The organism is Microbacterium dauci, from assembly GCF_030065535.1.
Lineage (GTDB): Bacteria > Actinomycetota > Actinomycetes > Actinomycetales > Microbacteriaceae > Microbacterium > Microbacterium dauci.
In genome coordinates, this window is record NZ_JASJND010000007.1 from 180,336 (window position 1) to 199,452 (window position 19,117).

The 19,117-nt window shown below is 70.2% G+C and carries 18 protein-coding genes and 1 tRNA gene; 15 read left to right on the top strand and 4 right to left on the bottom strand.

Annotated elements, in window-relative coordinates; translation table 11 throughout:
* The first annotated feature begins 74 nt into the window (after positions 1-74).
* Genes pdhA through QNI14_RS12330 form a run of 4 tightly spaced genes read left to right on the top strand, consistent with a single transcriptional unit; the run spans position 75 to position 4,658 of the window.
* Positions 75-1,199 (top strand): pyruvate dehydrogenase (acetyl-transferring) E1 component subunit alpha, encoded by a 1,125-nt coding sequence (pdhA, locus tag QNI14_RS12315; protein WP_283716918.1) that lies wholly within the window; start codon positions 75-77, stop codon positions 1,197-1,199.
* Entirely contained in the window at positions 1,196-2,206 is a 1,011-nt protein-coding gene (locus QNI14_RS12320) for an alpha-ketoacid dehydrogenase subunit beta (RefSeq protein WP_283716919.1), read from the top strand. The genes pdhA and QNI14_RS12320 overlap by 4 nt, the downstream gene beginning before the upstream one ends.
* Positions 2,203-3,495: a dihydrolipoamide acetyltransferase family protein gene (locus QNI14_RS12325; RefSeq protein WP_283716920.1), complete on the top strand. Its 1,293-nt coding sequence runs from the start codon at positions 2,203-2,205 to the stop codon at positions 3,493-3,495. The genes QNI14_RS12320 and QNI14_RS12325 overlap by 4 nt, the downstream gene beginning before the upstream one ends.
* A complete protein-coding gene (locus QNI14_RS12330) occupies positions 3,492-4,658 on the top strand; it encodes an acyl-CoA dehydrogenase family protein (protein WP_283716921.1) in 1,167 nt (388 codons plus the stop codon). Before QNI14_RS12325 ends, QNI14_RS12330 begins: the two co-directional genes overlap by 4 nt.
* A gap of 16 nt (positions 4,659-4,674) precedes the next feature.
* On the opposite strand, the gene QNI14_RS12335 is transcribed toward QNI14_RS12330, so the two are convergent.
* Both QNI14_RS12335 and QNI14_RS12340 read right to left on the bottom strand, forming a co-directional pair.
* Positions 4,675-5,280 carry a histidine phosphatase family protein gene (locus tag QNI14_RS12335; protein ID WP_283716922.1) on the bottom strand — a complete coding sequence of 202 codons (606 nt, stop codon included), beginning with the start codon at positions 5,278-5,280 and terminating at the stop codon, positions 4,675-4,677.
* Between the two features lie 47 nt (positions 5,281-5,327).
* Positions 5,328-6,179: a Sir2 family NAD-dependent protein deacetylase gene (locus QNI14_RS12340; protein WP_283716923.1), complete on the bottom strand. Its 852-nt coding sequence runs from the start codon at positions 6,177-6,179 to the stop codon at positions 5,328-5,330.
* Between the two features lie 98 nt (positions 6,180-6,277).
* On the opposite strand from QNI14_RS12340, the gene QNI14_RS12345 reads away from it, so the two are divergent.
* A complete protein-coding gene (locus tag QNI14_RS12345; RefSeq protein WP_283716924.1) occupies positions 6,278-7,069 on the top strand; it encodes a TrmH family RNA methyltransferase in 792 nt (263 codons plus the stop codon).
* Between the two features lie 6 nt (positions 7,070-7,075).
* Here the strand turns inward: QNI14_RS12345 and QNI14_RS12350 are convergent, their stop codons facing one another.
* Positions 7,076-7,921, bottom strand: coding sequence for an SGNH/GDSL hydrolase family protein (locus tag QNI14_RS12350; protein WP_283716925.1), 846 nt, complete (start codon positions 7,919-7,921; stop codon positions 7,076-7,078).
* A gap of 74 nt (positions 7,922-7,995) precedes the next feature.
* Here QNI14_RS12350 and QNI14_RS12355 point away from each other — a divergent pair, with 74 nt between their 5' ends.
* The 5 genes from QNI14_RS12355 to QNI14_RS12375 all read left to right on the top strand — a co-directional run bounded on the left by QNI14_RS12355 (position 7,996) and on the right by QNI14_RS12375 (position 13,448).
* Positions 7,996-9,861, top strand: coding sequence for a DEAD/DEAH box helicase (locus tag QNI14_RS12355; RefSeq protein ID WP_430539278.1), 1,866 nt, complete (start codon positions 7,996-7,998; stop codon positions 9,859-9,861).
* A 78-nt stretch (positions 9,862-9,939) separates the two neighbouring features.
* Entirely contained in the window at positions 9,940-11,040 is a 1,101-nt protein-coding gene (locus tag QNI14_RS12360; RefSeq protein WP_283716926.1) for a VIT1/CCC1 transporter family protein, read from the top strand.
* Positions 11,041-11,131: 91 nt separating this feature from the next.
* Positions 11,132-11,216 (top strand) — tRNA-Leu (locus QNI14_RS12365).
* Between the two features lie 89 nt (positions 11,217-11,305).
* Complete coding sequence (locus QNI14_RS12370) at positions 11,306-12,604, top strand: M20/M25/M40 family metallo-hydrolase (protein ID WP_283716927.1); 1,299 nt, start codon at positions 11,306-11,308, stop codon at positions 12,602-12,604.
* A 10-nt stretch (positions 12,605-12,614) separates the two neighbouring features.
* Complete coding sequence (locus QNI14_RS12375) at positions 12,615-13,448, top strand: undecaprenyl-diphosphate phosphatase (protein ID WP_283716928.1); 834 nt, start codon at positions 12,615-12,617, stop codon at positions 13,446-13,448.
* A gap of 9 nt (positions 13,449-13,457) precedes the next feature.
* Here the strand turns inward: QNI14_RS12375 and QNI14_RS12380 are convergent, their stop codons facing one another.
* Positions 13,458-14,321 (bottom strand): PAC2 family protein, encoded by an 864-nt coding sequence (locus QNI14_RS12380; protein WP_283716929.1) that lies wholly within the window; start codon positions 14,319-14,321, stop codon positions 13,458-13,460.
* A gap of 80 nt (positions 14,322-14,401) precedes the next feature.
* On the opposite strand from QNI14_RS12380, the gene QNI14_RS12385 reads away from it, so the two are divergent.
* From QNI14_RS12385 to QNI14_RS12405, 5 genes are read left to right on the top strand one after another with little or no spacing between them, the layout of a single operon-like run.
* Positions 14,402-15,082 (top strand): HAD family hydrolase, encoded by a 681-nt coding sequence (locus QNI14_RS12385; protein WP_283716930.1) that lies wholly within the window; start codon positions 14,402-14,404, stop codon positions 15,080-15,082.
* Positions 15,079-16,089, top strand: a complete 1,011-nt coding sequence (locus QNI14_RS12390) for a tRNA (adenine-N1)-methyltransferase (protein WP_283716931.1) — start codon at positions 15,079-15,081, stop codon at positions 16,087-16,089. Before QNI14_RS12385 ends, QNI14_RS12390 begins: the two co-directional genes overlap by 4 nt.
* Positions 16,090-16,093: 4 nt before the next feature.
* Positions 16,094-17,053: an FKBP-type peptidyl-prolyl cis-trans isomerase gene (locus QNI14_RS12395; protein ID WP_283716932.1), complete on the top strand. Its 960-nt coding sequence runs from the start codon at positions 16,094-16,096 to the stop codon at positions 17,051-17,053.
* 58 nt (positions 17,054-17,111) lie between these two features.
* A complete protein-coding gene (locus tag QNI14_RS12400) occupies positions 17,112-18,107 on the top strand; it encodes a helix-turn-helix transcriptional regulator (protein WP_283716933.1) in 996 nt (331 codons plus the stop codon).
* The gene (locus QNI14_RS12405; protein ID WP_283716934.1) at positions 18,104-19,063 is read left to right on the top strand and encodes a helix-turn-helix transcriptional regulator; all 960 of its coding nucleotides are present in this window, start codon (positions 18,104-18,106) and stop codon (positions 19,061-19,063) included. The genes QNI14_RS12400 and QNI14_RS12405 overlap by 4 nt, the downstream gene beginning before the upstream one ends.
* Positions 19,064-19,117 lie beyond the last annotated feature (54 nt).

The window sequence follows — 19,117 nt, forward strand, 5'->3', positions numbered from 1 at the left end:
TCCGGCGACGAAGCCGGTGTTCTGCGCCGATCGCCTGTCCACAAGACGTGCGATCGCGATCAGAGAGGACGATGATGACCGATACTCTGACCCCGGCCGCGGCCCGGTCCACCGACACCGAGGACGTCGCGAGGCTCCTCGACCACACCGGCGCCCGTGTCGCCGACGAACGGCTCGATCCCTGGATCGCCGACGTCGACACCGCGATGCTGCGCCAGCTCTACCGCGACATGGCGCTCACCCGTCGTCTCGACGCGGAGGGCGTCGCCCTGCAGCGGCAGGGGCACCTCGGGCTCTGGGCGCCCGCACAGGGGCAGGAGGCCGTGCAGGTGGGTACGGCGTGGGCCTGCCACGACGACGACTTCCTCTTCCCGAGCTATCGCGAGATCGGCATCGAGCTCGTCCGCGGCGTCGCGCCGGCCGATTTCGTGATGGTGTGGCACGGCGCGGCGCACTCGTCGTACGACCCGTTCGCGGTGCACGTCGCCAATCCGCAGATCATCATCGGGGCGCAGAGCTTGCACGCCGTCGGCTATGCGATGGGTATCCAGCGCGACGGCGGTGACCAGATCGCCGTCGCCTACTTCGGCGACGGGGCGAGCAGCCAGGGCGACGTCAACGAGGCGATGGTCTTCGCCGCGTCGTACGGCAGCCCGGTCGTCTTCGTCTGCTCCAACAATCAGTGGGCGATCTCCGAGCCGGTCGCGCTGCAGGCGCAGTACCCGATCGCCGGCCGGGCGCCGGGGTTCGGCATCCCGAGCATGCGCATCGACGGCAACGACGTGCTCGCCTGCGTCGCAGCGATGCGGTGGGCCGCCGATCATGCGCGAAGCGGTGAGGGCCCGGCGTTCATCGAGGCCGTCACGTACCGGATGGGGCCGCACACGACGTCGGACGACCCGACCCGGTACCGCGACACCGACGAACTCGACCACTGGCGCGCACGTGACCCGCTGGGTCGGGTCGAGGCGTACCTTCGCTCCGTCGGCGCGTTCGACGACGCGTTCCAGCAGGCCGTCACGGCGGATGCCGACCGGTTCACGGCCGCCATGCGCAGTGCCGTCGTGGGGATCGCCCCGCCTGCGCCGCTGCGGGTCTTCGATCACGTGTACGCCGAGCCGCACTCGGGGATCGACGAGCAGCGTGCGCAGTTCGCCGCCTACCTCGACGGCTTTGGCACGGATGGCGGTGTGGCATGACCCAGCTCACGATGGGCAAGGCGCTCACCGCCGGACTCCGGCGGGCGCTCGCCGACGACGACAAAGTCCTCATCATGGGCGAGGACATCGGCGCGCTCGGTGGTGTCTTCCGGATCACCGACGGACTGCAGGCGGAGTTCGGGCCGCGACGGGTGCTCGACACCCCGCTCGCCGAGTCGGGCATCGTCGGCACGGCGGTCGGCCTGGCGTTCCGCGGATTCCGACCGGTGGTCGAGATCCAGTTCGACGGGTTCGTGTACCCGGCGTTCGATCAGATCGTCAGCCAAGTCGCGAAGTTGCACTACCGGACGCAGGGGCAGGTGCGGATGCCGCTCACGATCCGGATTCCGTGGGCCGGGGGTGTGGGCGCTGCCGAGCACCATTCCGAGTCGCCCGAGGCGTACTTCGTGCACACCGCGGGCCTTCGCGTCGTGGCGTGCTCGAACCCGCAGGACGCGTACACGATGCTGCGTCAGGCGATCGCATGCGACGACCCGGTGATCTTCCTGGAACCCAAGCGGCTATACCACGCGAAGGGCGGCGTCGAGCTCGACGGCGACATCGCAGATGCCGCCCCGCTGGGCCTCGCGAACATCGTCCGTCCCGGTTCCGACGTCACCGTCCTCACGTACGGGGCGCAGGTGACGACGGCGCTCGATGCTGCGCTCGCCGCTGAGGACGAGGGCATCTCGCTCGAGGTCATCGACTTGCGATCGCTGTCCCCGGTCGATTACGGCACGATCGCGGCATCCGTTCGACGCACGGGCCGGGTCGTGGTCACCCACGAGGCGTCCCGTGAGGGCGGAGTGGCGGCCGAGCTCATCGCGAGCGTCACCGAGAAGTGCTTCCACTTCCTCGAGGCGGCGCCGGTGCGCGTGACCGGGCACGATGTGCCCTACCCGCCCGCGAAGCTCGAGCAGTACCACTTGCCCGATCTCGACCGCATCCTCGACGCCGTGGACCGCGTTCTCGGCCGCCCGAACAGCATGTCGGAGGTGTCCGCATGATCACAGACTTCCGTCTCCCCGACCTCGGGGAGGGACTCCCCGAAGCCGAGATCGTCCAGTGGCTCGTCGCCCAGGGTGACGAGGTCGCGCTGAACCAGGCGATCGCCGAGGTCGAGACGGCGAAGGCCGTCGTTGAGCTGCCCTCGCCGTTCGCCGGGACTGTCGCGGCGCTCCGTCACGACGCCGGCGACGTGGTCGCGGTCGGCGAGGTGCTCGTCTCGTTCGACGTCGGCGGCGACGCCGAACAGCCGGGCGCCGACGCCGAACGGCGCGAGCCGAACCTCGTCGGGTACGGCGCCGCACCGCGCGCCGCGGGTCGGCCGCAGCGCAGATCGCGCGGCGAGGCCCGCGCCGGCGCGACCGATACGGCGGTCCGCGAAGCGGCGCCGCACGACGCCATCGCCGTCTCGGAGCCCGAGCGCGAACTGCGGGAGCGTCCGCGTTCGACGCCGCCCGTGCGCAAGCTCGCGAAGGACCTCGGCGTGGATCTCGACCTCGTCGCGGCATCCGGTGTCACAGGGATCATCACGCGCGACGACGTCGAGGCGTATGCGGAACGCACGACCACGACCACGTCCGTGTCGAACGAGCGTGAGGAGCGCATCCCGATCCGCGGCGTGCGCAAGCACACCGCAGACGCGATGGTGCGCTCCGCGTTCACGGCGCCGCACGCGTCGACCTTCCTCACCGTCGATGTGACGGCGACCGTTGCGCTCGTCGAGGGCCTGCGGGCGGATCGGCGGTATGCGGAGCATCGCATCGGCATCATGGCGGTCGCGGCGAAGGCCGTGTGTCTGGCGCTGACGCGGAATCCCGATCTCAACTCGTCGTGGGACGAGGCAGCTGGCGAGATCGTCCGCCGTCGCTACGTGAACCTCGGCATCGCGGCGGCGACCGACCGCGGGCTCGTCGTCCCCTCGGTGAAGGATGCCGAGCGGATGACGCTCCTCGAACTCGCCGACGCCATCCGTGCGCTCGCCGAGACGGCTCGAGCAGGGAAGGCGAGCTCCGTCGAGCTCAGCGGGGGCACGTTCTCGATCACCAACTTCGGCGTCTTCGGGGTCGATGCGGGGACGCCGATCCTCGTGCCGGGGGAGGCCGGCATCCTGGGTCTGGGGGCGGTCCGCCGTCAGCCGTGGGAGTTCGAGGGGCAGATCGCCTTGCGGGATGTGCTGACGCTCAGCCTCTCGTTCGACCACCGGCTCGTCGACGGTGCCGAGGCTGCGCGCTTCCTCACCGACGTCGGCGACGTGCTGCGTGAGCCCGGCCGGGCGATGGTGCTCGCATGAGCCTGCCGCTGACCGGGTACGACCTGGCCGAGGAGCACGTCGAGCTCGCGGGGCTCGTCCGTTCGTTTGCCGACGAGGTGGTGGCGCCCGTCGCCTATGAGGCCGACCGCACGAAGACGCTGCCGATGGACGTCGTCGCCCAGATGGGGGACATGGGGCTCTTCGGGTTGCCGTTCCCCGAGGACGTGGGTGGGCAGGGCGGCGACTATGTCGCGCTCGGCCTCGCGATCGAGGCCCTCGCCCGTGTCGACCAGTCAATCGCGATCACTCTCGAAGCCGGGGTGAGTCTCGGCGCGATGCCCGTGTTCCGCTTCGGCACCGACACGCAGCGAGCCGAACACCTCCCCGACCTGCTGGCGGGCCGCGCGCTCGCCGGGTTCGGTCTCACCGAGCCGGAGGCGGGATCGGATGCCGGTGCGACGCGCACCACCGCACGCCTCGACGGCGGGGAGTGGGTCATCGACGGCGCGAAGCAGTTCATCACCAACTCAGGCACCCCTATCACCCGGTTCGTCACGGTGACCGCGGTGACCGGCGAGCGCCCGGACGGGTCGCGCGAGGTGTCGACGATCCTGGTGCCGAACGGTACCCCCGGGTTCAGGGTCGGGCCCGCGTACGACAAGGTGGGCTGGCACGCGAGCGACACCCATCCGCTGACGTTCGACGGTACACGGGTGCCCGAGGCGAACCTCCTCGGCGAGCGCGGCCGCGGGTTCGCGAACTTCTTGCACATCCTCGACGAGGGTCGCATTGCGATCGCGGCCCTCGCGACCGGCGCGGCGGAGGGATGCCTCGACGCGGCTGTCGACTACGCGGGCAGTCGCGTTGTGTTCGGCGAGCGCCTCGGGACGCGGCAGTCGATCCAGTTCATGCTCGCGCGCATGCAGCAGCGGGTCCACGTGTCGCGGCTCGCATGGCTCCATGCTGCTCGGCTCCGAGATGCCGGTCGCCCGTTCAAGGCGGAGGCTGCGATCGCGAAGCTGACCGCGAGTGACGCGGCGATGGACAACGCGCGCGACGCCACGCAGATCTTCGGCGGCAACGGGTTCATGAACGAATACCCCGTGGCGCGGCATTACCGGGACTCGAAGATCCTCGAAGTGGGGGAGGGCACCACCGAGGTGCAATTGCTGGTGATCGCCCGGGCGCTCGGCGTGGCCTGAGCTCAGCGCCGGAGCATCAGGCGGGGACGCCGGAGGAAGACAGCAGCCGGAGTCGCTCCCGTTCGACGAGGAAGGTGTGCCGCGAGCCGTTGCCGAGCCGTACACCTTCCTCCGGGAACCGCCCTGCGGTCGCGTGGCGGATGACGGCTCGGATGAGCGCGCCGTGTGCGACGACGACGATCTCGGGTGCCCGCGGTGCGGTGGCGCGCCGGGCATCCTGCACGATCTGCCGCATTCCGTCGAGGGCGCGGCGGGTGACATCGGGCCACTCCTCCGCGCCGGGGATCGTCGCGGTGTGCCAGGAGCCCCAACGTGCCAGGAACTCCGTGTCGGTCATCCCCTCGGCCTCGCCGTAGGTGCGCTCCCGAAGCGCCGGATAGGTACGCGGCTCGTCGAGGCCGGCGGCATCCGCGATGATCCGAGCGGTCTCGTGCGCGCGGGACAGGTCGCTCGACGCGAGGAAGACGGGGGTGTCGGCGTCGAGCTCGGCGGCCAGCTCGAGGCCGACTGTGCGAGCCTGGCTGCGGCCGGTCTCGTTGAGCGGGATGTCCGTCGCGCCTTGGATGCGGCGGCCCAGGTTCCAGTCGGTCTGGCCGTGGCGCACGAGGGTGAGAGTCGTCACCCCTTGAGCCTATGCGGCGCAGGAGGGGCGTCAGCGCACGCGGTCCCTCAGCGCAGGGCGGTGAGCGCGCGGGAGAGTTCGGCGAGCACTTCGGAGGTTCCGGCGTCGACCTTGACGGTCGCGCGCGCGTCGCCGCGCGTCGCACCGCGGTTGACGATGACGACGGGCATCTTCCGTCGGCGGGCGCGTTCGAGCAGACGGATGCCGGAATTGACGACCAGCGACGAGCCTGCGATGAGGAGTGCTGTGCTGCCGTGGACGAGCTGCTCGGCTTCGCGGAACTTCTCGGCCGGGATGTACTCGCCGAAGAACACGACGTCGGGTTTGAGTACGCCGCCGCACACGGAGCACTCCGGGACGATGAAGGCTTCGCCGGCGCTCGGGACCACGTCGCCGTCGGGGCCGAGCTCGACGTTCTCGGGCACAGTGATCCACGGGTTGTCCCGCTCGACGCGGACGGCGAGGTCGCGCCGGTCGAAGACCTGTCCGCAGTGGATGCAATGCACGCGACGCATCGTGCCGTGGAGTTCGACGACTCGGTGACTGCCCGCACGCACGTGCAGGCCGTCGACATTCTGGGTGACGATGCCGGATGCCACGCCGGCACGCTCCAGCTCGGCGAGCGCCAGGTGCCCCGCGTTCGGAGCTGCGGCGGAGAAGGCGCGCCAGCCGAGGTGACTGCCGACCCAGTACCGACGACGATTGGCGTCGTCGGCGAGGAACTGCTGCGCGGTCATCGGCGTCCGCACGGGAGCACCCTTCCCGCGATAGTCGGGGATGCCGGAATCCGTCGAGACGCCGGCGCCGGTGACGACCGCGACGCGGTGTCCGGCGAGCGCATCGATCGCACGCCCGAGGGCCGCCGTGGCGTCAGCGTCGAGTTCCACCGCCGTGCCCATGCCCACCTCCGAAATGCAGTCCCGAGCCTACGCGCTCCGTGTTGCGCGGAGGTGACGCGTCGTACCGGGTGCGGCACCTGCGTGACAGCATGGTGCACATGACGACCGTGCGGATCGACGACCCAACCGACCCGCGGCTCGCCGATTACCGCGGGCTCACCGACGTCGCGCTCCGGCGGATGACAGAGCCCGAGGGTGGGCTCTACATCGCCGAGTCCGAGAAGGTCATCGCGCGAGCCGTGGCCGCGGGGCATCGCCCCCGCTCGCTCCTCGTGCAGGAGAAGTGGCACGACGCCGCGGCATCCCTTTCGGGAGACGCCCCGATCTACGTCGTGCCCGATACGGTCGCCGAGGCGGTCACCGGCTACGCGGTGCATCGAGGTGCGCTCGCCGCGATGCATCGGCCCGAGCTTCCGGCCGTCGCCGACGTCGTGCGCGATGCCCGCACCGTGGTGATCCTCGACGACATCGGCGACCACACCAACGTGGGAGCGATCTTCCGCAACTGCGCCGCGCTCGGCGCCGATGCCGTGCTGGTCACCCCGCGGTGTGGTGACCCGCTCTATCGGCGCAGCGTCCGCGTCAGCATGGGCACGGTCTTCCAGGTGCCGTGGACGCGGCTACCGGAGTGGGATGCCGCCGAGCCCGAACTCCGTGCCGCCGGCCTGCACGTGGCGGCGATGGCGCTCGCCGACGACGCCGTCCCGCTCGAAGAGTTCGCGGCTCAGCGGCCGGAACGCCTCGCGATCCTGCTCGGTTCGGAGGGCGACGGCCTGTCGCCGCGCGCGCTCGCCGCCGCGGACACGGTTGTGACCGTCCCGATGGCAGGAGGGGTCGACTCGCTCAACGTCGCGGCGGCCTCCGCCGTGGCGCTCTGGGCGCTGCGCTGACGGCGGTCAGTCGTCCGAGTCGAGCCGCCGCAGCACGGGGAGCGCGTCCGGCCGCTTCGCCGTGATCGCGTCGCCGGAGGACTGGTGCCGCAGCCGCCGCAGCACCCACGGCACCAGGTGCTCCCGCGCCCAGAAGAGGTCGTTCGTGCGCGCTTCGCGCCACGTCATCGACGGCAGCGGGTCGGGCTGCATCGGCAGCAGGTCGTTCGGCACGTTCAGCGCGCGCAGCACCATCCGCGCGACCTCGTGGTGACCGAGCGGGTTCATGTGCAGGCGGTCGTCGTCGAAGAACCGCGGGTCCTGGATGTCCTTGAGCGCCCACTGGTCGGCGACGATGCAGTCGTAGCGGTCGGCGATGCCGCGGATGTTCTCGTTGTAGATCGCGACCCGGCCGCGGATGCCGCGGAACACCGGGGTGAAGTCGGTATCGATGCCGGTGAACACGACGAGCGTCGCGCCCTGCGTCGAGAGCCTCGCGACGGCATCCTCGAACAGCTCCGCCACCAGGTCGGGGTCGCCACCGGGCCGGATGACGTCGTTGCCGCCGGCAGACAGGGTGATGAGGTCGGGCTTGAGCGCCAGCGCCGGCTCGATCTGCGCCTCGACGATCTGCGCGATGAGCTTTCCGCGCACCGCGAGATTCGCGTACGCGAAGTCGTCGACCTGCGCCGCGAGGACTTCGGCGACGCGGTCGGCCCAGCCGCGATGGCCGCCGGGGAGCGAGGGTTCCGGGTCGCCGATGCCCTCGGTGAACGAGTCGCCGATAGACACCATGCGACGCCACGGGTGCGCCGTCGCGTTGGGGACGTAGGGGGAGCGGTGCTCTTCGGAGCCCGGGTCGTTGTTGCGCATCGAACCTCCGCATCGAGGCTACCCGGCCGCTCCCTGTCCGTGGCTGTCCGGAGGGCCGTCTATCGTGGATCGACGTGACAGCGAACGAGCAACCCGAGGCGCCGGGACCGGCAGCCGAGGGTGAGCAGTCGCACTTCGGAAGTTTCGCCGCCGAACACCTGTCGCCGTCGTTCCCGCAACGCGCCCCGTGGGGCACGGCGCAGAACCTCCGGGCCTGGCAGGCCGAAGCCCTCGAGCAGTACTTCGACGCAGACGGGCCCGAGGGCGTCGGCCGCGGTCCGCGTGACTTCCTCGCGGCGGCCACCCCGGGTGCAGGCAAGACGACCTTCGCCCTCCGCCTGGCGAGCGAGCTCATGCGACGCGGCGTCATCGACCGCATCATCGTCGTCGCCCCAACCGAGCACCTGAAGACCCAGTGGGCGGATGCCGCTGCCCGGGTGTCCATCCGCCTCGACCCCCGCTTCAGCAACAAGCACTACTCGCCCGCCCGGCACTATCACGGGGTCGCCGTCACGTACGCGCAGGTCGCGGTGAAGGCATCCGTGCACGAACGGCTCGTGCTCGACTCGCGGGCACTCGTGATCCTCGACGAGGTGCACCATGGCGGCGATGCGCTGAGTTGGGGCGATGCGCTGCGTGAGGCGTACGGACGCGCGACCCGTCGACTACTCCTGTCGGGGACGCCGTTCCGCAGCGACACCGCGCCGATCCCGTTCGTCGAGTACCACCCGAACAACAAGGGCATCCGCATCTCGCGGACCGACTACAACTACGGCTACGGCCGTGCGCTGGCCGACGGCGTCGTCCGGCCCGTGCTGTTCCACGTCTACGCCGGCCAGATGCGTTGGCGCACGAAGGCGGGCGACGAGTACGAGGCGCACCTCGGGCAGGACAACACGAAGGACATCAACTCGCAGGCCTGGCGCACCGCGCTCGACCCGCAGGGCGACTGGATCCCCGCGGTGCTGCGGTCGGCCGACCGACGCCTCACCGAGGTGCGGCAGGAAGTCCCGGATGCCGGTGGGCTCATCATCGCCACCGACCAGACCGCCGCACGCGCCTACGCCGCGATCCTCCGCGACATCACCGGCGAGGCCGCCACCGTCGTGCTCTCCGACGACAAGGCGGCATCCGGTCGCATCGAGACGTTCGCGCAGGCGACCACGCGCTGGATGGTGGCGGTCCGCATGGTGTCCGAGGGCGTCGACGTGCCGCGGCTCGCGATCGGCGTGTACGCCACGAGCGCGTCGACGCCGCTGTTCTTCGCGCAGGCGATCGGGCGCTTCGTCCGTGCGCGGCGCCGCGGCGAAGCGGCATCCGTCTTCCTGCCGAACGTGCCGCAGCTCCTTGCGCTGGCGAACGAGATGGAGCGCGAACGCGACCACGCGCTCGACCGTGAGAGCGACGGTGAGGACGGGCTCGAAGACGATCTGCTCGCCGAGGCCGAGCGCGAGGACAAGGCGTCCGACGCGCTCACCGAGGAGTTCAGCTACCAGGCGCTCGGCTCCGTCGCGCACTTCGACCGCGTGCTCTACGACGGGAAAGAGTTCGGCCAGCTCGCCGTTCCGGGCAGCCTCGAGGAGGAGGAGTTCCTCGGCATCCCGGGACTGCTCGAGCCCGAGCATGTGCACGAGCTGCTCATGCAGCGGCAGTCGAGGCAGACCAAGCATCGCCGGGCGCGTGAGGCGCACGAGCAGAAGACTGGCCTTCCGCAGAGCGAAGCCGAGTCGACCCTGCCCCCTGCGCTGCACCGCACGCTGCGCGAGCAGCGGCAGCTGCTGAACAGTCTCGTCGGTCTCTACGCCAGGCAGAGCGGTGAGCCGCACGGTTCCGTGCATGCGGAGCTCCGACGCATCTGCGGTGGACCCGAGGTGGCGCGCGCGACCGTCGCCCAGCTGCAGGCGCGCATCGAGGTGCTCCGCAGGCGCGTCCACTCCTGACGTTCGGCGGTCCGAAATGCTGACAGTTCGGGCTTTTCGGGCGTTCGGGCGGTGACCGCTGGCTAGCGTTGACGCGACATGAGCGCGCCCGAGCACACCCCGACCGTCCCGTCTTCCGCCCGTGACCGCCGCCGCTGGGCGCAGTACCTCGCCGACGAGCGGGCCGAGGCGCGTGTCTATCGCGAGCTCGCCGTCCGCAAGACGGGGGAGGAGCGCGAGATCCTCGTCGCATTGGCGGATGCCGAGGGTCGCCATGAGGCGCACTGGCTGGCGCTGCTCGGTGGAGAGCCAGCGCGGTTGCCTGCGGCATCCGTGCGGACTCGCCTCCTCGCGCTGATGGCGCGACGGTTCGGTTCGATCTTCGTGCTCGCGTTGGCCCAGAACGCCGAGAACCGCTCGCCGTACGACGACGACCCGCACGCGACCCCCGCGATGCGCGCCGACGAGAAAATCCACGGTGAGGTCGTCCGCGGGCTCGCCGCCCGCGGACGGACCCGCCTGTCGGGCACGTTCCGCGCTGCGGTGTTCGGTGCCAACGATGGGCTCGTCTCGAACTTGGCCCTCGTGATGGGCATCGGTGCGACCGGTGTCGCCCCGCAGTTCGTCCTCTTCAGCGGTGTCGCGGGTCTCCTCGCCGGCGCCCTGTCGATGGCTGCGGGGGAGTTCGTGTCGGTGCGCTCGCAACGCGAGCTCCTCGAGGCCACGCACCCGAACAATGACACCGACCACGTCCTGCCCGACCTCGACCTCGACGCCAACGAGCTCGCGCTCGTCTACCGCGCCCGTGGCATCGACGAGGATGAGGCGCTGGCGCGTGCGCGCCGCACGATCCGCACGGCGCAGGCGAGCGACGCGGTCCCGTACCGGCGACCTGCAGAGCCCGCTGCCGACCTCGAATCGGTCGGGTCGGCGCTCGGCGCCGCGGGATCGAGTTTCGCGTTCTTCGCCTCGGGTGCTGTGATCCCGGTGCTGCCGTGGATCTTCGGGATGACCGGGTTCGCGGCGGTCGCACTGGCGCTCGCCCTCGTCGGTCTCGCGCTCGTGCTGACCGGCGCGACGGTCGGACTGCTCTCCGGTGCGCCGCCGCTGCGGCGCGGCCTGCGTCAGTTGGCGATCGGCTTCGGCGCCGCCGCCGTCACGTACGTCCTGGGACTCGCGTTCGGCGTCTCGGTCGCGTGACGACCCTGAGGTGCCGACGTCGCCGTCGATTTATCGCTACGCCCAGGACGTGGTAGTGTCGTTCCTCGGTTGCGAAAGCAAAAACCACCTTGCGCGGGTGGCGGAATAGGTAGACGCGCTAGCTTGAGGTGCTAGTGCCCGAATAGGGCGTGGGGGTTCAAGTCCCCCCTCGCGCACAACAGATGGGCCCCTGATCAGGGGCCCATTTCTTGTTTCCAGGAGTGGATGCCGCGCGCGCATCGCCGCGGCGGGTAGCGTGGTCCGCATGCCCGAACACGACGACCTTCCAGAGGTCGCGCGAGTGGCGCGCGATCTCATCCGTTTCGACACCACCAACTTCGGCGAGGGCCGCTCGCGCGGCGAGCGCGAAGCCGCCGAGTACGTCGGTGCCTACCTCGAGTCGCTCGGTCTCACGCCCGAGTACTACGAGCCGATCGCGCGGCGCACGAACGTCACCGCACGCATCCCCGGCCGCAATCCCGACAAACCCGCACTGGTGTTGCACGGGCACCTCGACGTCGTCCCCGCCGTTGCGGAGGACTGGAGCGTCGACCCGTTCGAGGGCGTCGTGAAGGACGGCATGCTCTGGGGTCGCGGCGCCGTCGACATGAAGGACATGGACGCGATGATCCTCACCTCGGTCGCCGAGGTGCTCCGCTCGGGTGAGCAGCCCGAGCGCGATCTCATCGTCACGTTCTTCGCCGACGAGGAGAATGGCGGCGTCGAGGGGTCGCAGCTGGTCATCCGCGACCGCGCCGAGTGGTTCGCCGGCGCCACCGAGGCCATCAGCGAGGTCGGCGGCTACTCCATCGCCGTCGGCGACCGCCGTGCGTATCTGCTGCAGGTGGGCGAGAAGGCGCTCGTCTGGATCCGGCTCCATGCTCGGGGGCTCGCCGGTCACGGCAGCCGGCATCACCCGGACAACGCGGTCACCCGTATCGCCGAGGCGGTCGCGGCACTCGGTCGCACCGGGTGGCCGATCGAGCTCACGTCCACGACCCGGCAGCTCGTGGCGTCGCTCGCGGATCTCTCAGGCATGCACGCGGGAGAGCCCGACGCGGTCGCGGACGCCACCGGCCCGGCATCCGCGTTCCTGCGCTCCACGTTCCGCACCACGACGAACCCGACGGGGCTGACGGCCGGCTACAAGCACAATGTGATCCCGGATGCCGCGACCGCGGCGATCGACATCCGGACGCTGCCGGGGCACGAGGACGAGGTGCTCGCCGAGGTGCAGCGCATCGTCGGCGACGACATCGAGATCGAGGTCGTCCACCGGGACATCGGGCTCGAGGTGCCCTTCTCGGGTGACCTCGTCGATGCGATGGTCGGCTCGCTCGCGCGGCATGATCCGGGTGTGCCGGTGATCCCGTATCTTATGGGTGGGGGCACGGACAACAAGGCCCTCGCCGAGCTGGGGATCGCCGGTTTCGGATTCGCACCATTGCGCTTGCCGGCCGGGCTCGATTTCACGGGGATGTTCCACGGCGTCGACGAGCGCGTCCCGATCGACGCGCTGGCGTTCGGGCAGCGGGTCCTGACCGACCTGATCCGCACGTACTGAAAGGCCCCACATGAGTCTTCTCGAGGCGATCATCCTCGGCATCATCCAGGGGCTGACGGAGTTCCTGCCGATCTCCTCGAGCGCGCACCTGCGCATCGTCGGCGAGTTCCTGCCGTCGGCGGAGGATCCGGGCGCGACGTTCACCGCGATCACCCAGATCGGTACCGAGCTCGCCGTGCTCGTGTACTTCTGGAAGAAGATCACGACGATCATCGGGAAGTGGGCGCAGTCGCTCGTCGGCAAGGTGCCCCGTGACGACGCCGATGTGCGCCTGGGCTGGATCGTCATCATCGGCACGCTGCCGATCGGTGTGCTCGGCTTCCTGTTCCAAGACGTCATCCGCGACACGTTCCGGAACCTCTGGCTCGTGGCGACCGTGCTCATCGTCTTCGGTGTGATCCTCGGCATCGCCGATGCGCTCGGAAAGCGGGTCCGCACTGAGAAGGACCTCACGTTCGGGCACGGTCTCGCGCTCGGCGGTGCGCAGGCGCTGGCACTGATCCCCGGCGTCTCCCGCTCCGGCGCGACCACGACGGCGGGCCTCGCGCTCGGCTACACGCGTCCCGCGGCTGCCGAGGTCGCCTTCCTCCTCGCCGTGCCCGCGGTGTTCGGTAGCGGTCTCTACGAGTTGATCCAGGCGATCCGCGAGCCGGGGGAATCCGTCTTCACGCTCGGTGAGACGGCCGTCGCGACGGTCGTGGCATTCGGGGTCGGCTGGGCGGTCATCGCCTACCTCATGCGCTACCTCAAGAAGGGCAGCTTCCTGCCGTTCGTGATCTACCGCATCGTGCTGGGCGTCGTACTCTTCATCCTGCTCGGCACGGGAGCGCTGCAGGCGTACTGACGCCGGCGGTCAGCGACGCGGGTCGTCCTTCGGGCCGCGCGGGCCGTCGCCGCGACGACGCAGGTACTTCTCGAACTCCTGCGCGATCGCATCGCCGGAGGCCTCGGGGGAGTCCCACGTGTCGCGGGTCGTCTCGAGCTGGCGGATGTACTCGCTCATCTCCTCGTCATCCGCCGCAGCCGCGTCAATGGATGCCTCCCACGCGAGCGCGTCCGCCGGGAGTTCTCCGCGTGCGACGGTGGCGCCGGTGATCTCCTCGAGCTTGTCCAGCAGCGCGAGTGTCGCCTTGGGGGAGGGCGTGTGGCCGGCGACGTAGTGCGGAACGCTCGCCCAGAGCGCGGCCGTCGGAATGCCCGCCTGCTCGGCAGCGGCAGCGATGACCGACAGGATGCCGACCGGGCCCTCGTACGTCGAGCGCTCGAGCTCCAGCAGCGTGCGGAGCTCCTCGTTGTCGGAGCCTGCGAACACCGAGATCGGTCGCGTGTGCGGCACGTCGCTCATCATCGAGCCGAGTGCGACGATCCCGGTGATGTCCTCACGGAGCGCGGCATCCACGAACTCGGCGGCGAACGCCTGCCAGGCACGCGCCGGCTCCGGCCCTGTGAGCAGCCACAGTGCGGGCGCTTCCTCGGTGTGATCGGTCGGGCGCCAGAGGGTCGCCTCCGGCCAGACGAGGCTCCGCACGCCTTCGGCGTCGGCCTTCATCTGCGGCCGGGTGTACTGGTAGTCGAAGTAGAGCTCCGGGTCGACCCCGAACGCCCGCTCGAAATGTCCCGCGGCCTGCACCTGCGTGGCGGCGGCGGTCGCTGCCTCGCCGGCGTCGTTCCAGCCGTCGAAGGCGATCACGAGCACACGTTTCCCGAGTCCCTGCACGGACGTCCTCTCTTTCGGTTCCCCCCACGATACGCCGCCGCCCGTCGGGTGGGCAGGCACCGCTCGCCTAACATGGAGCGGTGACTTCGCCCCTTCCCGCTGCGGTCCTCTGGGACATGGACGGCACCCTCGTCGACACCGAGCCCTACTGGATGTCCGCAGAGACAGCCCTGATCGAGAGCTACGGCGGCACCTGGAGCCACGAGCAGGCCATGCAATTGGTCGGGCTGGGGCTGAACGACTCTGCGGGAGTGCTCCAGGCTGCGGGGGTGCGGATGGAGCCATCCGAGATCGTCGCCCACCTCACCGACGAGGTGACGCGGCAGCTGAGGGAGCTCGGCGTCCCGTTCCGTCCGGGCGCCCGCGAGCTGCTCGCCGATCTCCGCCGCGCGGGCGTACCGACAGCGTTGGTGACCATGTCGATGAGCCGCATGGCGCACGAAGTGGTCGACCTCATCGATTTCAAGGCGTTCGACCTCGTGATCGGCGGCGACGAGGTGCCTCGCCCGAAGCCGTTCCCCGACCCGTACCTGATCGCCTGCGAACGACTGGGCGTCGAACCCGGCGACACCGTCGCACTCGAGGACTCGCCCAACGGCGCACGGTCGGCCATCGCCGCCGGCACGGTGACGATCGGCGTGCCGAACATGGTTCCGCTCGACGGGGTTGGGGCGTACACCCTGTGGCCGACGCTCGACGGACGGACGGCCGCCGACCTGGGCGCCGTCCTGCACGAGGCTCGGACGGGGGCCGGCGCATGACCGATCTCCGACCCAGTGGACCGTTCCGGCTCGGTGACCGCGTCCAGCTGACCGGCCCGAAGGGGCGTCTGCACACGATCACTCTCCGTGACGGCGGCGAACTGCACACCCACCATGGCGTGCTCAAGCACGAGTTCATCGTCGGGCAGCCCGACGGTTCGGTCGTCGTGAACAGCGGTGGGCACGAATACCTCGCGTTGCGTCCGCTGCTGCGCGACTTCGTCATGTCGATGCCCCGCGGTGCGGCGATCGTCTACCCGAAGGATGCCGCCCAGATCCTCGCCGCCGCCGACATCTTCCCCGGCGCGACGGTTGTCGAGGCCGGCGTCGGATCGGGCGCCCTCTCGCTCTGGCTGCTGCGTGCGATCGGGCAGGCCGGGAAGCTCCTCTCGTTCGAGCGGCGCGACGAGTTCGCCGACGTCGCGCAGGCGAACGTCGAGACGTTCCTCGGCGAGCGTCCGGACACGTGGGAGGTCGTCGTCGGTGACCTCGCCGAACAGCTCCCGGTCGCAGCCGGCTCCGGCACGGTCGACCGAGTCGTGCTCGACATGCTCGCGCCGTGGGAGTGCATCGATGTCGTCGCCGAGGCACTCACTCCCGGCGGTGTCGTGCTCTGCTACATCGCCACCGCGACGCAGCTCAGCCGCGTTGCCGAATACATCCGTGCGACGGGGCTGTTCACCGATCCCGAGGCGACCGAGACGATGATCCGCGGCTGGCACGTCGAGGGCCTCGCGGTCCGACCCGATCACCGCATGGTCGCGCACACCGGCTTCCTCATCACCGCACGCCGACTCGCGCCCGGTGCGATGCCGCCCGACGTGCGCAAGCGCGCGCTGAAGAAGCCGAGCTACTCCGACGTCGACGTCGAGGCGTGGACGCCCGGCGCCGTCGGCGACCGCGAGATCACCGACAAGAACCTGCGCAAGCGCGTCCGCGACGCGCAGAAGGCTGCCGACGGCGCCCGTCTGGCGGCCGGGGACCGCGGCGACGAGACCGTAGACTGAGGCAATGCGTCAGATCCCCGCGGCCATCGCCGTGCTCGGCCTCTCCGCCCTCGCACTCGTCGGATGCGCGGCATCCGACTCGTCCTCGACCGCGGACTGCGAACCCACCACCGCGTCGTCGTCGGCACTCGACCTGATCGACGTCTCCGGCGACTTCGGTACGCCGGAGGTCACGACATCGGCGCCGGTGCACGTCGAGGAGACCTCGGCGACCGAGCTCATCGAGGGCGACGGGCTGGCTGTGACGAGCCGGGCGCAGGATGTCGTCTTCACCACCACGGTGCTCAACGGCACCACCGGCCAGCAGCTCGTCTCGTCGGGCACCGTCGTCCAGCCGGTCACGCAGTGGGCGGCCTTCGCCGAAGGCGTGGCATCCATGCTCCACTGCGCCACGGAAGGCTCGCGCATCGTCGGCGCAATCGCACCGGAGGACATCTCCGAGCAGGCCGCCGCGAACCTGCAGCTCAGCGAGGGCGACAGCGCGATCTTCGTGATCGACCTCGAGAAGGTCTACCTGTCAGCCGCCGACGGCGCGCCGCAGTATGTCGACGGCTCCGGCATCCCGACCGTCGTCCTCGCGACGGATGGGCGTCCCGGCATCATCGTGCCCGACGCGCCCGCGCCGAAAGACCTCATCGTCAAGACGCTGAAGAAGGGCGATGGGGAGGAGATCCAGGCCGATTCGATCGCACGGGTCAACTACACCGGCGTGCTCTGGGACAACGGCGAGGTCTTCGATTCATCGTGGGAGAAGGGCGCATCGACCGCATTCGGTCTCGACGGTGTCGTTCCCGGTTTCGCACAGGCGCTCGAAGGTCAGACGGTCGGCTCGCAGGTGCTCGCCGTAATTCCTCCGGAACTCGGCTACGGCGAGACGGCGCAGGGTGCGATCCCGGCGGGCTCGACGCTCGTCTTCGTGATCGACATCCTCGGAATCGACGAGTCCGCACCGATCGCACAGTGAGACGGACCGCCCGGTGCATCCACCGAGCGCGGTTCCCGTGCGTGCCTAGGATGGTGCTGTGATCGGCGACCCCAACCGCAGCGCGCCCGAAGAGCGCCTCGTCAACCTGGTCGTCGCGTTGCTCGCCACCGAGCAGGGGCTGACGAAGGACACGATCCTGTCGTCCGTCGCCGGCTATCGCGAACAGGGCGAGGGCGGTGCGAGCAAGGACGCGCTCGAGAAGATGTTCGAGCGCGACAAGGAGAACCTCCGAGCGCTGGGCGTCCCGATCGAGACGATCGGCGACTTCGCCGATCCGGACGATCTGCGCGAAGCGCGGTACCGGGTGCCGACCTCCGAGTACGCGCTCCCCGTCGACATCGACTTCAGTCCTGCCGAGATCGCCGTTTTGAACCTCGCGAGCGGTGTGTGGGGCGAGTCGTCCATGTCGGCGCAGGCACGCAGCGGGCTGCGGAAGATCCGCGCCCTCGGCATCGAAGTCGACGCGCCGATCATCGGCTACGCGCCTCGGATCAGCCTGCGTGAGCCTGCGTTCGCGCCCCTGCAACGGGCGATCGAGCAGGCGCGCGTCGTCGAGTTCGACTACATCCGTGGCGGCTCCGATCGGGCGCACCGTCGCCGTATCCAGCCGCTCGCGCTGCTCGAGTACGAGGGTCGCTGGCACGTGTACGGCCACGATGTGTCGCTCGACGCCGAGCGGACGTTCCTGCTCACCCGGATCAGCTCCGACGTGTCGATCACCCGCACATCGTTCGATGTCGCTCTGCGCGATGGGGCCGGGGAGAAGGCGCTCGCGGGCCTCGCCGCGGTCGCGGAGCGCCAGCGCGCGCTCCTCGAAGTCGAGCCGGGCACCGAAGCGGCGCTTCGGCTGCACCGCCGCGGTACCGCCGCTGACCAGGGCATCCACGTGCCGTTCGTGGACCTCCACATCTTCGCCGACGAGCTGGCGTCGTACGGGCCGGAGGTCCGTGTCGTCGAGCCCGCCGACCTGCGCGCGGCCGTCATCGAGCGACTCGAGCGCACGCGCGCCCTCCACGCGGAGGCGGTGGCATGAGCGCCAAGCCGCTGCTTGCGACCGACCGTGCGTCACTCATGCTCCAGCTCGTGCCGTACCTGATCTCCCGCGGCGAAGTCTCCGTGGATGAGGCCGCTGCGGAGTTCGAGGTCACACCCGAGCAGATGCGCGCGATGGTCGAGAAGCTGACGGTCATCGGCCTCCCCGGCGACGGCGGGTTCTGGCAGATGGCGAACGATCTCTTCGACATCGACTGGGATCTGCTCGACGAGCAGGACCGCATCGTCATCACCAACGCCGTCGGCCTCGAGCGGACGCCGCGCCTCACCGCGCGCGAAGCAGCGGCACTGCTCGCAGGTCTCCAACTCGCGGCGAGCCTGCCGGGTGTCGGCGACAGCGGCGTGGTGCACGGCCTGCTCGCGAAGCTTGCGCGGGGCGCCTCCAGCACCCCGGCCGACGTCATCGTCGCGCCGAGCGCCGTGGACGATGTCCGCACCCGCGTCGCCGAGGCGATCCGCCGAGGTGTGGCGGTCTCGTTCGAATACCGGGCACCGGATGCCGCGCCGACGACGCGCACCGTCGATCCCGTGAAGGTCCACATCGCCGACGGCCAGTGGTACCTGCAGGGCTGGTGCCACCTCCGAGAGGCGGTCCGCACATTCCACCTCGACCGGGTGTCGGACGTCGCGTTGACCGACATCGCCATCACGCACGGCGGTGACCCGGTGCCCGGGCTGTTCGCGCCGGGGGAGTCGGATGCGGTCGTCGCGGTGCGCTGCCGCCCCGATGTCCTCCCGCTCCTCGGCGAGTACGTGGACCGTGCGTCGGTGACCGGGTCGGGCGAGTTCCGGGATGCCGCGCTGCGCGTGGCGGATGAGCGCAGCATCAAGCGGGTCATCGCCCGGCTGGGGGGCGACGTCGAGATCGTCGCGCCGGCCGCGGCACGTGCATCGGCGGCATCCTGGGCCGAAGCAGGGCTCGCACAGTACCGCTGAGCCGACACGCAGTCGACGGCGGTTACACTGGCCGTACGTCGACTCCGAGCGGGA

Excerpts from the sequence above, each read along its gene's own strand:
- pdhA (WP_283716918.1), top strand. The coding sequence starts at position 75 with ATGACCGATACTCTGACCCCGGCCGCGGCCCGGTCCACCGACACCGAG.
- QNI14_RS12320 (WP_283716919.1), top strand. The coding sequence starts at position 1,196 with ATGACCCAGCTCACGATGGGCAAGGCGCTCACCGCCGGACTCCGGCGG.
- QNI14_RS12325 (WP_283716920.1), top strand. The coding sequence starts at position 2,203 with ATGATCACAGACTTCCGTCTCCCCGACCTCGGGGAGGGACTCCCCGAA.
- QNI14_RS12330 (WP_283716921.1), top strand. The coding sequence starts at position 3,492 with ATGAGCCTGCCGCTGACCGGGTACGACCTGGCCGAGGAGCACGTCGAG.
- QNI14_RS12340 (WP_283716923.1), bottom strand. The coding sequence starts at position 6,179 with ATGGGCACGGCGGTGGAACTCGACGCTGACGCCACGGCGGCCCTCGGG.
- QNI14_RS12345 (WP_283716924.1), top strand. The coding sequence starts at position 6,278 with ATGACGACCGTGCGGATCGACGACCCAACCGACCCGCGGCTCGCCGAT.
- QNI14_RS12350 (WP_283716925.1), bottom strand. The coding sequence starts at position 7,921 with ATGCGCAACAACGACCCGGGCTCCGAAGAGCACCGCTCCCCCTACGTC.
- QNI14_RS12360 (WP_283716926.1), top strand. The coding sequence starts at position 9,940 with ATGAGCGCGCCCGAGCACACCCCGACCGTCCCGTCTTCCGCCCGTGAC.
- QNI14_RS12370 (WP_283716927.1), top strand. The coding sequence starts at position 11,306 with ATGCCCGAACACGACGACCTTCCAGAGGTCGCGCGAGTGGCGCGCGAT.
- QNI14_RS12375 (WP_283716928.1), top strand. The coding sequence starts at position 12,615 with ATGAGTCTTCTCGAGGCGATCATCCTCGGCATCATCCAGGGGCTGACG.
- QNI14_RS12390 (WP_283716931.1), top strand. The coding sequence starts at position 15,079 with ATGACCGATCTCCGACCCAGTGGACCGTTCCGGCTCGGTGACCGCGTC.
- QNI14_RS12395 (WP_283716932.1), top strand. The coding sequence starts at position 16,094 with ATGCGTCAGATCCCCGCGGCCATCGCCGTGCTCGGCCTCTCCGCCCTC.
- QNI14_RS12405 (WP_283716934.1), top strand. The coding sequence starts at position 18,104 with ATGAGCGCCAAGCCGCTGCTTGCGACCGACCGTGCGTCACTCATGCTC.